The sequence below is a fragment of the Nesterenkonia sp. AY15 genome, from assembly GCF_022565855.1.
In the GTDB taxonomy this organism is placed as follows: domain Bacteria; phylum Actinomycetota; class Actinomycetes; order Actinomycetales; family Micrococcaceae; genus Nesterenkonia.
Genome location: NZ_JAJOYV010000005.1, coordinates 13,870 through 25,692 on the forward strand (window position 1 = coordinate 13,870; position 11,823 = coordinate 25,692).

At 67.3% G+C, this 11,823-nt stretch carries 10 protein-coding genes; 3 read left to right on the top strand and 7 right to left on the bottom strand.

Annotated elements, in window-relative coordinates; translation table 11 throughout:
* From proB to LSI54_RS08715, 5 genes are all read right to left on the bottom strand, one after another.
* Positions 1–1,155, bottom strand: a complete 1,155-nt coding sequence (proB, locus tag LSI54_RS08695) for a glutamate 5-kinase (protein ID WP_241464729.1) — start codon at positions 1,153–1,155, stop codon at positions 1–3.
* The gene (gene obgE / locus LSI54_RS08700; protein WP_241478165.1) at positions 1,152–2,849 is read right to left on the bottom strand and encodes a GTPase ObgE; all 1,698 of its coding nucleotides are present in this window, start codon (positions 2,847–2,849) and stop codon (positions 1,152–1,154) included. The genes proB and obgE overlap by 4 nt, the downstream gene beginning before the upstream one ends.
* A 107-nt stretch (positions 2,850–2,956) precedes the next feature.
* A complete protein-coding gene (gene rpmA / locus LSI54_RS08705; protein ID WP_036475435.1) occupies positions 2,957–3,211 on the bottom strand; it encodes a 50S ribosomal protein L27 in 255 nt (84 codons plus the stop codon).
* A gap of 52 nt (positions 3,212–3,263) precedes the next feature.
* On the bottom strand, positions 3,264–3,572 hold the full coding sequence (gene rplU / locus LSI54_RS08710) for a 50S ribosomal protein L21 (RefSeq protein ID WP_241465088.1): 309 nt from the start codon (positions 3,570–3,572) through the stop codon (positions 3,264–3,266).
* A gap of 209 nt (positions 3,573–3,781) precedes the next feature.
* Positions 3,782–7,027, bottom strand: a complete 3,246-nt coding sequence (locus tag LSI54_RS08715) for an Rne/Rng family ribonuclease (protein ID WP_241478166.1) — start codon at positions 7,025–7,027, stop codon at positions 3,782–3,784.
* A gap of 379 nt (positions 7,028–7,406) precedes the next feature.
* Here LSI54_RS08715 and LSI54_RS08720 point away from each other — a divergent pair, with 379 nt between their 5' ends.
* From LSI54_RS08720 to LSI54_RS08730, 3 genes are all read left to right on the top strand, one after another.
* Positions 7,407–8,018 carry a vitamin K epoxide reductase family protein gene (locus LSI54_RS08720; protein WP_241464726.1) on the top strand — a complete coding sequence of 204 codons (612 nt, stop codon included), beginning with the start codon at positions 7,407–7,409 and terminating at the stop codon, positions 8,016–8,018.
* 87 nt (positions 8,019–8,105) lie between these two features.
* Positions 8,106–9,215 (top strand): S-(hydroxymethyl)mycothiol dehydrogenase, encoded by a 1,110-nt coding sequence (locus LSI54_RS08725; protein ID WP_241469411.1) that lies wholly within the window; start codon positions 8,106–8,108, stop codon positions 9,213–9,215.
* 8 nt (positions 9,216–9,223) lie between these two features.
* Positions 9,224–9,880 carry an MBL fold metallo-hydrolase gene (locus LSI54_RS08730; RefSeq protein ID WP_241469413.1) on the top strand — a complete coding sequence of 219 codons (657 nt, stop codon included), beginning with the start codon at positions 9,224–9,226 and terminating at the stop codon, positions 9,878–9,880.
* 68 nt (positions 9,881–9,948) lie between these two features.
* Here the strand turns inward: LSI54_RS08730 and LSI54_RS08735 are convergent, their stop codons facing one another.
* Both LSI54_RS08735 and nrdF read right to left on the bottom strand, forming a co-directional pair.
* A complete protein-coding gene (locus tag LSI54_RS08735) occupies positions 9,949–10,743 on the bottom strand; it encodes a lipoate--protein ligase family protein (protein WP_241469415.1) in 795 nt (264 codons plus the stop codon).
* 40 nt (positions 10,744–10,783) lie between these two features.
* Positions 10,784–11,758, bottom strand: a complete 975-nt coding sequence (nrdF, locus tag LSI54_RS08740; protein ID WP_106123034.1) for a class 1b ribonucleoside-diphosphate reductase subunit beta — start codon at positions 11,756–11,758, stop codon at positions 10,784–10,786.
* Positions 11,759–11,823: the final 65 nt, after the last annotated feature.

The window sequence follows — 11,823 nt, forward strand, 5'->3', positions numbered from 1 at the left end:
TCACAGCCTAGTCTCGATGCGGACGATGTCATCTGCGTGAATCACTGCACGTTCATATTCCGGCCCCAGGTCGGTGCCCAGCTCGGCGGTGGAGCGCCCGAGCATCTGCGGGAGCTCGGTGGAGGAGTACCCCACCAGTCCCCTGGCCCGCACGGTGCCGGCCCGGTCGGTGATCTCCACCGGGTCCGAAGCCTCGAAGTCCCCGGTCAGGGCGAGGATCCCGGCCGGCAGCAGTGAGCGTCGACCTTCGACGACGGCGGCGACAGCCCCGTCGTCGATGCTCAGCCGGCCCTTGGGGTGGGCCAGGTGGGCGATCCAGGCGGACCGGGCGCCGCGGCGTCGTCCCCTGGCCTCGAAGAAGGTGCCCACGTCTTCGCCGTGGAAGAGCCGGCGGGCGTTCGGCGCGGAGGTCAGCAGCGCCGGGATGCCGCTGGAGGCGACGATCTGGGCGGCTTCGACCTTGGTCACCATGCCCCCGGTGCCGACGCCGGCCTTCCCGCGGCGGCCCAGTGTCACCCCGGTCAGGTCCTCGGGACCGGAGACATGGGAGACCGGTGAGCCGCCCTGTTCCGGCGGCCCGTCGTAGAGGGCGTCCACGTCGGAGAGCAGGATCAGCGCGTCCGCGCGGAGCAGGTTCGCGGTCAGCGCGGCGAGCCGGTCATTGTCGCCGAAGCGGATCTCGTGGGTGGCCACCGCGTCGTTCTCGTTGATCACCGGGACCGCTCCGAGGCTGAGCAGCTTCTCCAGGGTGCGCAGCGCGTTGGTGTACTGGGTGCGCCGCATCAGGTCCTCCACGGTCAGCAGCACCTGCGAGACGGTGGTCTGATACTGGGCGAAGGCCCGGGTGTAGTGCGCCAGCAGCAGCCCCTGGCCGACGGCGGCCGCGGCCTGCTGGGTGGCGAGGTCGGCCGGCCGGGTGCCCAGACCCAGCGGGGCCAGGCCCGCGGCGATCGCACCGGAGGAGACCAGCACGACCTCGGTGCCGCGCGCACGCAGCACCTGCAGATCCGCGACCAGCCGATTCAGCGCGTCCACGGAGATCCCCCCGTCAAGGGTGGTCAGCGAGGAGGAGCCGATCTTCACCACCACGCGCCTGGCGTTGACCAGGTCTGTGCGGGCGGTGACCATCGATTCGGTCAGCCGGGGCGTGCTCATCGCTGGTCGGCCTCCGCCTCATCAGTGCCGAAGCCCTCGTCCTGCAGGTCGTCAGGATTGCCGTGCGGGTAGAAGATCTCCACGCCGTCCTCATCGGTGACGCTGGTGGGCGCGCCGTCGTCCTTGCGCTTGGTGGGCGCGCCGTCGTCCTTGCGCTTGGTGGGCGCGCCGGCCTGGGAGCGGTACTCCACGTCCATCTCGGCGCGGGTGGCGACCTTCGCGGCGCGGCGGTCTGCCTGCTCCTGCTTCTTCTCCGCACGGGTGGGCCGGGAATGGTCGTCCAGGCGCAGATCGGTGCCGCGAGGACCGCCCAGGTGCTCGGCACCGGCAGCCATGGTGGGCTCCCAGTCGAAGACCACGCCGTCCTCCTCGGAGCCGATGACCACGGCCTCGCCGGGCTTGGCGCCCTGCTTGAAGAGCTCGTCCTCGATGCCGACGGCGACCAGGCGGTCGGCGAGGTAGCCGACGGCCTCGTCGTTGCCGAAGTCGGTCTGCAGGATCCAGCGCTCGGGCTTGTCCCCGCGCACGCGCCACAGCGGCTCGCCGCCCTTGGACTCCGCGGTGACGGTGAACTGCTTGCGGTTCACCGAGCGTGGCCGCACGGTGACCGGCACCGGGGCGGGTTCGATCTCGCGCTGGGCGCGCGCCTCGAGGACCAGTTCGGCCATGGCGAAGCCGAGATCGCGCAGTCCGTCGCGGTTCAGTGCGGAGACGTCGAAGACCCGGTAGCCGCGGCCGGTGAGCTCGGCGCGCACCATCTCAGCCATCGCGGCACCGTCGGGCAGGTCGGTCTTGTTCAGCGCTACCAGGCGTGGGCGCTCATTGAGCGGAACCGCGTTGGAGGAGTTGTCCTCGGTGCCGCCGGCGCCTTCGACCTTGTCCGGGGCGTAGGCGGCGAGCTCGGCCTCGATGGCGTCGAGATCGCCCAGCGGATCGCGGTCGCTCTCCAGCGAGGCGCAGTCGAGCACGTGCACCAGCGCGGCGCAGCGCTCCACGTGGCGCAGGAACTCGTGTCCCAGGCCCTTGCCCTCGGCGGCGCCGGGGATCAGTCCGGGCACATCAGCCACGGTGAACCGGGTCTCACCGGCTTCGACGACGCCCAGGTTGGGCACCAGGGTGGTGAAGGGGTAGTCAGCGATCTTGGGCCGCGCGGCGCTCATCGCGGCGATCAGGCTGGACTTGCCGGCGGAGGGGAATCCGACCAGGGCGATGTCCGCGACGGACTTCAGCTCCAGGACGATGTCGTTCGCCTCACCGGGGGTGCCGAGCAGGGCGAAGCCGGGGGCCTTGCGCTTCTTCGAGGACAGTGAGGCGTTGCCGAGACCGCCCTGTCCGCCTTCGGAGATCGTGTAGCGGGCACCGGGTTCGACGAGGTCGGCGAGGACCCGGCCGTCCCGGTCCTTGACCACGGTGCCCTCGGGCACGGGCAGCTCCAGCACGGGACCGCGGGTGCCGTGCCGGAGGTCGCCCTGGCCGACGCCGCCGTTCTCGCCGTGGCGATGCGGACGGTGGTGGTACTCCAGCAGGGTGGTGGTCTGCGGGTCGACCACGAGGACCACGGAGCCGCCGTCGCCGCCGTTGCCGCCGTCGGGCCCGCCGAGGGGCTTGAACTTCTCGCGGTGCACGGAGACGCAGCCGTGGCCACCGTTACCGCCCGTGGTGTGGAGGACCACTCGGTCGACGAAATGTGCCATGGCTGGAGACTCCTTGAAGAAAATTCTGACTTAAGACAAGTCGAGGGTGGGCCCATCAAGTGGGCCCACCCTCGACTTTACGTGCGAAACGTCTGTGCAGGCCTGGATCAGGCTGCTGGGACGATGTTGACGACCTTCCGACCGCGACGGCTGCCGAACTCGACGGCGCCTTCTGCGAGTGCGAAGAGGGTGTCGTCGCCACCGCGCCCGACGTTGACGCCGGGGTGGAACTTGGTGCCGCGCTGGCGGATCAGGATCTCACCAGCGGAGACGTTCTGACCGCCGAAGCGCTTCACGCCCAGGTACTGGGCGTTGGAATCGCGGCCGTTGCGAGTCGAGCTCGCACCTTTTTTATGTGCCATTGGGTCTGCCTACCTCTCGGGAAGAACGGGGAAACTGCGAACCTTGATCGCCTCAGGCGATCGAGGTCACCTTGATGCGGGTGAGCTCAGAACGGTGACCCTGGCGCTTGCGGTAGCCGGTCTTGTTCTTGAACTTCTCAATGACGATCTTCTTACCGCGGAAGTTCTCCAGGACCTCGGCCTCAACCGAAATCTTGGCGAGCTCATCTGCTGCGGTAGTGACCTTGTCCCCGTCCACCAGCATCACTGCCGGCAGCTTAATGGTGCTGCCTGCCGCGCCCGGAACTCGGTCAACGGTCACGAGGTCTCCAACGGAAACCTTTTCCTGGCGGCCGCCAGCGCGGACAATCGCGTACACCACTTGGGACTCACTTCTCTCGATGATCATTTCGGACTAAACCAATCGCGCATATCAGCGGTGAATTCTCTCTGCAGAGATTCTCCGCCGATCTGCGCGGAAGACATGTTGGTGCTTATAACACCAAGGGTCAACCTTACGCGAGGACCCCTGGGACAGCAAGTTGGCCGAGCCCGATCCACCCAGCGGGTGGAGCAGGCCCGGCCCGCTGGCTACTCGGGGCGGGAGATCTCCTCGGCCTTGACCCCTACGCCGAGCATCACCGGCTCGGTCGCCGGCTTCTTCGTCGCGGTCTCGGCAGATCCCTGCTCGGCCTGCGCCGAGGAGAAGGTCTTGCCCTCAGGCTTCTGCGCGGCGGCGATCTGCTGCACCTCGCCGGAGGCGCCCTGGACCGATCCGGCGGCACGACGCCGGCGACGGGCCGGTGCTGGGCTGCGCGGTTCACGCGAGTCCAGCGCCTGACCCAGGGTGTCGAGCGAGGCCTGCTTGTCCTGGCTGGAGGCGCCTGCGGAGGCGGGCGCCTTCTGCTCGCGCTTCTCGGCGCGCGGAAGCGGAACCTCCTCGCCGCCGATCTTGAGCACCTTCTCGCCGGAGGCCTCGGCCGGAGCCGCTGCCGCGGCGTCGGACTTGGCCGTGCCGGTCTTCACGTTGTCGGTCTTCGCTGCACCGGAATCAGTTGCGCCGGAGTCAGCCGGAGTGCTCGACCCCGCGCTGCCAGCGGGCTGGCTGGCGCTGCGTCGTCCCCTGCGGCGTGCCGGACGGGACCCTGACGTGGAGCCGGACTGAGCGTTCTCGGCAGAGCGGTCGCCGTCGTTGCGGTCAGCACCCTTCTCGGCGTTCTTCGCGGAGCCCTGCTCGGCACCGGCGTCAGTGTTCTTGTCGCGATCCCCGGAGGAGCGCTGCTCCTCCTCGGCGTGCTTCGACGCGGTGGCCGCGGCGACCTGGGCCAGTGCCTGGCGGGCCTTCTCCTGCCGCTCCTTCTCCTCGGCACTGACCTCGGGGGTGGACTGCTGGGAGTCGTTGTCATCCTCGGGGCGGCGACCCTTGGCCTTGCGCCGCTTCTTCGGCGCCCGGGCCTTCTGCGGGTCCCCGTGCGAGGTGAAGGATCCACCGTGCTCGATCGGTTCGGCGTGGGTGATCACGCCGCGTCCAGCGCAGTGCTCGCAGTCTTCGGAGAAGACCTCCAGCAGGCCGGTGCCCATGCGCTTGCGGGTCATCTGGATCAGACCCAGCGAGGTCACCTCAGCGACCTGGTGCTTGGTGCGGTCTCGGCCCAGGCACTCGACCAGTCGGCGCAGCACCAGATCGCGGTTGACCTCGAGGACCATGTCGATGAAGTCGACCACGATGATCCCGCCGATGTCGCGCAGGCGCAGCTGCCGGACGAGCTCTTCGGCGGCTTCGAGGTTGTTCTTGGTGACGGTCTCCTCGAGGTTGCCGCCGGAGCCGACGAACTTGCCGGTGTTGACGTCGACCACGGTCATGGCTTCGGTGCGGTCGAAGACCAGCGAGCCGCCGGAGGGCAGGTTGACCTTGCGGTCCAGCGCCTTGTTCAGCTGCTCGTCGATCCGGTGGTGGGAGAAGATGTCGTCGGCCTGCTGCTCCTCCGGGATCCACTGCTGGAGCCGGTCGAGCAGGTGCGGAGCCACATAGGTGACGTACGCCTCGATGTTGTCCCAGGTCTCGTCACCCTGGACCTCCATGGAGGAGAAGTCTTCGTTGAAGACGTCACGGACCACCTTGATGGTCAGGTCGGGCTCGGCGTAGAAGAGCTCCGGTGCCAGCACCTTCTTGTCATCGGACTGGCGCTGGATCTGCTCCCAGAGCGAGCGCAGCCGGTTGATGTCGTTGGTCAGCTCCTCCTCGGAGGCGCCTTCCGCAGCCGTGCGCACGATCACGCCGGCGTTGTCGGGCATGTGGTCCTTGAGGACCTTCTTCAGCCGGGCGCGCTCGGTGTCGGGCAGCTTCCGCGAGATGCCGGTCATCGAACCGCCGGGCACGAAGACCAGGTAGCGACCGGGCAGCGAGATCTGGCTGGTCAGCCGGGCTCCCTTGTGTCCGACCGGGTCCTTGGTGACCTGGACGAGCACCGAGTCCCCGGACTTCAGCGCGTTCTCGATCTTGCGCGGGCCTCCGCTCAGACGGGACGCGGCCCAGTCGACCTCACCGGCGTAGAGCACGGCGTTGCGGCCGCGGCCGATGTCCACGAAGGCGGCCTCCATGGAGGGCAGCACGTTCTGGACCTTGCCGAGGTAGACGTTGCCGATCAGCGAATCCTGGGTGGTGTGCGAGACGTAGTGCTCTGCGAGCACGCCGTCCTCGAGCACGCCGATCTGGATTCGCTCGCCGCGCTGGCGCACGATCATCTTGCGGTCCACGGACTCGCGGCGCGCCAGGAACTCGGCCTCGGTGATGACCTGCCGGCGGCGTCCGGTGTCCCGGGAGGACCGCCGGCGCTGCCGCTTGGCCTCGAGCCGGGTGGAGCCCTTGAGCCCGGTGACCTTGTCCGAGACCGGAGCCTCAGCGGCCTCGCGCGGCGCGCGGACCCGGGTCACGGTGTGGGCGTCATCTTCGTTGGACTCGACCTCCAGGTCGGCGCTGCCGCGACGACGACGACGGCGCTTGCGGATCACCGGCTCGTCATCGTCCGCGGAGCTGGTCTCCCGCTCGGAGCGGCTCTGCGAACCGGACCCGTCGCCGGACTCGCCGTCCTTGGAGTCGCCGTTCTTGGAATCGGAGTTCTTCGAGCCGTTCTGCCGCGCAGAGTCCCGCTGGTCCGCGGAGTCCCCCGCTGAGCTCTGCGAGTCCGACGAGTCGGAGTCGCTGGAGTCTTCGGAGCTGCGGTTCTTGTTCCGACCGCCGCGGCGACGCTTGCGGCGCGAGCGACGGCCCTGGCCGTCACCGTCCTGGTCGTCCTCGGACTGCGCATCCCAGTCCTGGGACTCGTCGTCCTCGGAGTCCCGATCCTGGGAGCTGCTGTTCTGTGAGTCGCGGCCCTGGGAATCGCTGTTCGCCGAGTCACCGCCCTGTGCTGAACGGTCCTGTCCTGGACGGTCCTGGGCGCCAGAGCTGGGGTCACCATCACTGGCGGACCGGTCGCCCCTGCGCGAAGCCGAGTCGTCCTTGGACGGGCTTCCCGCGTTGGAGCCGCTGCGTCGCGAACCGCGCCGGCGTGATCCGGACTCAGGCTGGTCCTCGTCCTGGGAGTCGGAGTCCTCGGTGTCGGCGCTGCGGGTCTTCGCCGGGGTCCGTGGCTTGACCGTGGCCAGATCCGGCGCCTGGAACAGGACGTTGACGGCGTCGTCCTGAACGGCTGCTCGGGGCTCCTGGGCCGACTCCGCCTCTGCGGCGCTGCGGGAGGGCTCGGAGCTCTCCGGCGACGGCTGCGGCGCACTGAAGGGATTGAAGATGTCGTTGCTGCCCGCTGCGTCGTCTGCGGGGGTCTCGGGGTGGGACATTATGGAGTTGCTCCTGACCGCTCCCACGGTGCCACACTCACCGCGTCTGCGGCTCTGCTTAGGTGGATTCAGCCGGTCGCGTTGACCCTGGCTCTCACAAAGGGTGCGACCTGCTCATTCCACTTATTGATGTTGTCTCAAACCTATGTTCCTAGCTGCACTGGCTTTCCGGGCGCTGCTCCCATTCTCGGAGCGCGCTCTGCGCGGCCTTCCAGTGGCTGCTCATCACTCCCCGGCCTCTGCTGTGACCGTTTCTCACAGCGGCATCGCTGAGGCCCAGGTGATGGCGTGCAAGCCTTCTCGGTCTGCGGGTGTGGTCCGCTCGCCGATGCAACTCAGTATCGCATACCCCTCCAGATATCTTGCGTAGAATCCCCGCATGGCCCTTTACCCGACTGAGCAGCTGATTCGTCCCGCCGTCGCCTCCACACGATCGGTGGGCCTCTGGCTGCTGCTGACCTCGGTCATCGCCGCGGTGGCCAGCGGGCTGCTGATGTATGAGCGCGTCCAGCTCTGGCGCGACGCTGACTACACCACCGCCTGCGACATCAACCCCTGGGTCTCCTGCGGGCTCGTGATGGACTCCTGGCAGGCTTCCAGCTTCGGCTTCCCGAACATCTTCCTGGGCGTGATCGGCTTCCCGATGGCGATCCTTGTCGCCGTGACCATCCTGAGCCGGGTCCCGCTTCCGCGCTGGTACTGGCTGGGGCTGCAGGCCGGCGTGACCTTCGCGCTGATCTTCTGCATCTGGCTGTGGTCCCAGGCGGTGTTCGTCATCGGCGCGCTCTGCCCCTACTGCATGGTGGTCTGGGCAGCGGTCATCCCGATGTTCGTGGTCGTCACCGCTCGCAACATCGCCACCGGCGCCCTGCCCGCGGGCACCGGACTGCAGAAGCTCTCCGCTGACTGGTGGTGGGTGGTCATCGCGCTGATCTACCTGGTGGTGCTGGGCAGCATCATCGTGCAGTTCCCTCAGGTCTTCACCGGCTGAGGAGCACCGTCGGGCTCCTGAGATATCGTGGAAACCGGCGTGCAAGACACGCCGAACGTGTGACCTGCAGATATTTAGGAGCTGGCAATGCCCCAGACCGTTAGTGCCGTCGTCGTCAAAGAGAAGAACGGCCCCGCCGTTCTCGAGCAGATCATCGTGCCGGACCCGATCGCTGGTGAGGTCGTCGTCGATGTCCTCACCTGCGGCGTGTGTCAGACCGATCAGCACTACCAGCAGGGCGAGGTGGGCGACAACTTCCCGTACCTGCTGGGCCACGAAGCCACCGGCCGGGTCTCAAAGATCGGCGAAGGCGTGACCAATGTGACTGTCGGTGACACCGTCATCCTGAACTGGCGCGCTGTCTGCGGCGAGTGCCGCGCCTGCCGCAAGGGCGAGCCGAAGTACTGCTTCGACACCCACAACGCGCAGCAGCAGATGACGCTCACCGACGGCACCCCGCTGGAGGCCGCGCTGGGAATCGGCGCCTTCGCGGAGAAGACCCTGGTCGCCGCCGGACAGTGCACCGTGATCCAGGACCTGCCCGCCGAGTCCAATGCAGCCGTGGGCCTGCTGGGCTGCGGAATCATGGCCGGAATCGGCGCAGCGATCAACACCGGCGAGGTCAAGCGCGGCGAGTCTGTCGCTGTGATCGGCGCCGGCGGAGTCGGCACCGCCGCGGTGCTCGGCGCGAAGCTGGCCGGAGCCACCACCATCATCGCCGTGGACCTGGACGACCGGAAGCTTGCCAAGGCGGCCGACCTCGGCGCCACCCACACCATCAACTCGAAAGAGTCCGACGCGGTCGAGACCATCCGCGAGCTGACCGGCGGCTTCGGCGCTGATGTGGTCATCGACGCCGTGGGCCGACCAGAGACGTATAAGCAGGCGTTCTATGCCCGCGACCTCGCCGGACGGGTGGTGCTCGTCGGGGTTCCCGATCCCTCACACACCCTGGAGCTTCCGCTGGCCGACTTCTTCGGCCGCGGCGGATCGCTGAAGTCCTCCTGGTACGGCGACTGCCTGCCCTCCCGGGACTTCCCGATGCTGGTGAGCCACTACCGCAACGGCAACCTCGACCTCGACGCCTTCGTCACCGAACGCGTCAGCCTCGACCAGGTCCAGGAAGCCTTCGACACGATGAACCGCGGCGAGGTGCTGCGCTCGGTCGTCGAGCTTCAGTCCTCCACCCAGAATTGAGGAATCCCATGAGCACCAGCTTCGAGAATCTCGTCACCTCCGGAACGTTCTCGCTCGACGGCGGAACCTGGGATGTGGACAACAACGTCTGGATCATCGGCGATGCGAACGAGGTCATCATCATCGATCCCGCCCACGACGCCGACGCCGTGGCCAAGGCCGTGGGGGAACGGGCCGTGAGCGCGATCCTGCTGACCCATGGGCATGACGATCACATCAGCCAGGCTCTGGAGGTGCAGAAGCGCCTGGGCGGCAGGATCCATCTGAACCCGGAGGATCAGATGCTCTGGGACTCCGTGCATGGGGGCACCGTGCCGGATGTGCACATCGGCGATGGCGACGTGTTCACCGTGGGAGACGCCACCCTGGTGGCGATCCACACCCCGGGCCACTCCCCCGGGTCCACCTGCTTCTACTCCGAGGCGCTGACCAGCCCCGACGGCGCAACACAACCGGTGCTGTTCTCCGGAGACACGCTGTTCTCCGGCGGTCCCGGCGCCACCGGTCGGTCCTACTCCAGCTTCGAGACGATCATCGAGTCGATCCGGACTCGACTGTTCCAGGAGCTGCCGGCCGAGACGGTGGTCAACACCGGGCACGGCCCGTCGACCTCCATCGGTGCCGAGTCGCCGCAGCTGCAGGAATGGATCGATCGCGGAGAGTGATCGGACGCGGAGAGTGATCGGACGCGGAGGGTGATCAGCCGCAGGGAGTGATCAGCTGCGGGCACTGATCAACGGCGCGCACTGACGCTGGGAGGGGTCGGCGAGGGTTCGTCGATCTCTTCCAGCGCCCAGTGCCGGCGGTAGACCTGAAGCACCGCGGCTTCGATGTTCTCCACGGTGGTGTCCACACCGAGATCGGTGATCGCACCGGCGGTCAGCGGGTCCCAGGGAAGCCCCAGAGCCGCATAGGCGCGGGACAGCACCCGACGAATCGATGCTCCGTCCTCGACGATGATCGAGGAGGAGAAGAGCCAGCCCGAGCTGATGACCCGCTGGGCGGTCCCGATGAGCTTGATCCTGAGGTCAGGATCCACCCGCGAGATGCCGTGGATCGAATGGTCGCCCGGGCAGTATTCGCCGGGGATGGGTCCCAGGCGGGCCGAGACCCCCGCCGTCTCCAGTGCTTCGCGCAGAAGCTCGCCGAACTCGGTGAACCGGGTCTGGGATGCACGGATCGGATCGGGGTCCGGCTCGATGTGGTCGATGACCAGGGAACCCGGATGATAGGCCGCCGCACGACCCCCGGCCCGACGGACCAGAGGAGTGAAGCCCTCCTCGCGGCAGCCCTGGGCAGCCGCGGCGAATCCCGGCAGCCGCTGGTCGCGCTGTCCGAAGGCCACCGTGGGTTCTGGACGGTAGAGCCGCAACAACGGTGCGATCCCGCCGTCGCTCTGAGAGTCCCGGATGCGGAGGGCCTTCGCGGCGCGGGTGCGCTGCAGCAGAGTCAGGGCCAGCTCGAGGTCGGCCTCGGCGCCGTGGCTTGCGCGCTGTCGGTAGACCTGGAGCGGCCCTGTGTCTGTCATGCGATGTGTGTCTGGCGAGATCTGTCAGCCGGTGGGCGGATCAGAAGTCCCAGTCGTCGTCTTCGGTCTCCTCGGCCTTGCCGATCACGTAGGAGGACCCAGAGCCGGAGAAGAAGTCGTGATTCTCATCGGCGTTCGGGCTCAGCGCGGAGAGGATCGCGGGGTTCACGTCGGTGAGCTCCTTGGGGAACATCGCCTCATAGCCCAGGTTCATCAGGGCCTTGTTGGCGTTGTAATGCAGGAACTTCTTCACATCCTCGCTGAGGCCCACGCCGTCGTAGAGGTCGTGGGTGTACTGCAGCTCGTTCTCGTAGAGCTCGTACATGAGCTCGTAGGTGTAGTCCTTGAGCTCCTGCTGGCGCTCCGGAGTCTCGCGCTCCAGCGCCCGCTGGTACTTATAGCCGATGTAGTACCCGTGCACGGCCTCGTCGCGGATGATCAGCCGGATGATGTCTGCGGTGTTGGTCAGCTTGGCGCGTGAGGACCAGTGCATGGGCAGGTAGAACCCGGAATAGAAGAGGAAGGACTCCAAGATGGTGGAGGCCACCCGCTTCTTCAGCCCGTCATCGCCGTGGTAGTAGTCCATCACGATCTGCGCCTTGCGCTGCAGGTTCGCGTTCTCCTTGGACCAGCGGAAGGCCTCGTCGATCTCCTTGGTGGAGCACAGCGTGGAGAAGATCTGTGAGTAGGACTTGGCGTGGACCGACTCCATGAAGGAGATGTTGGTCATCACCGCCTCCTCGTGCTGGGTCAGTGCGTGCGGGATCAGCGCCACCGCACCCACGGTGCCCTGGATGGTGTCCAGCAGGGTCAGCCCGGTGAAGACCCGCATGGTGAGGGTCTTCTCCTCTTCGGTCAGCGTCGCCCAGGACTGGACGTCGTTGGACAGCGGGATCTTCTCCGGCAGCCAGAAGTTGTTGACCAGGCGGTTCCAGACTTCGCTGTCCTTCTCGTCTTCGAGGCGGTTCCAGTTGATCGCCTCGACGTGCTCGAGGAGCGCTTTAGATGGTGTCAACGTCAGGGGTCTCTTTCTAGAAGAAGCGTGGAGTTCCGGGACGGGCCGTGATGATCACAGCCCCG

What these genes read in the sequence shown, in the direction of transcription:
- obgE (WP_241478165.1), bottom strand. Translation starts at nt 2,849, where the DNA reads ATGGCACATTTCGTCGACCGAGTGGTCCTCCACACCACGGGCGGTAAC.
- LSI54_RS08725 (WP_241469411.1), top strand. Translation starts at nt 8,106, where the DNA reads ATGCCCCAGACCGTTAGTGCCGTCGTCGTCAAAGAGAAGAACGGCCCC.
- proB (WP_241464729.1), bottom strand. Translation starts at nt 1,155, where the DNA reads ATGAGCACGCCCCGGCTGACCGAATCGATGGTCACCGCCCGCACAGAC.
- LSI54_RS08720 (WP_241464726.1), top strand. Translation starts at nt 7,407, where the DNA reads ATGGCCCTTTACCCGACTGAGCAGCTGATTCGTCCCGCCGTCGCCTCC.
- rpmA (WP_036475435.1), bottom strand. Translation starts at nt 3,211, where the DNA reads ATGGCACATAAAAAAGGTGCGAGCTCGACTCGCAACGGCCGCGATTCC.
- LSI54_RS08715 (WP_241478166.1), bottom strand. Translation starts at nt 7,027, where the DNA reads ATGTCCCACCCCGAGACCCCCGCAGACGACGCAGCGGGCAGCAACGAC.
- LSI54_RS08735 (WP_241469415.1), bottom strand. Translation starts at nt 10,743, where the DNA reads ATGACAGACACAGGGCCGCTCCAGGTCTACCGACAGCGCGCAAGCCAC.
- LSI54_RS08730 (WP_241469413.1), top strand. Translation starts at nt 9,224, where the DNA reads ATGAGCACCAGCTTCGAGAATCTCGTCACCTCCGGAACGTTCTCGCTC.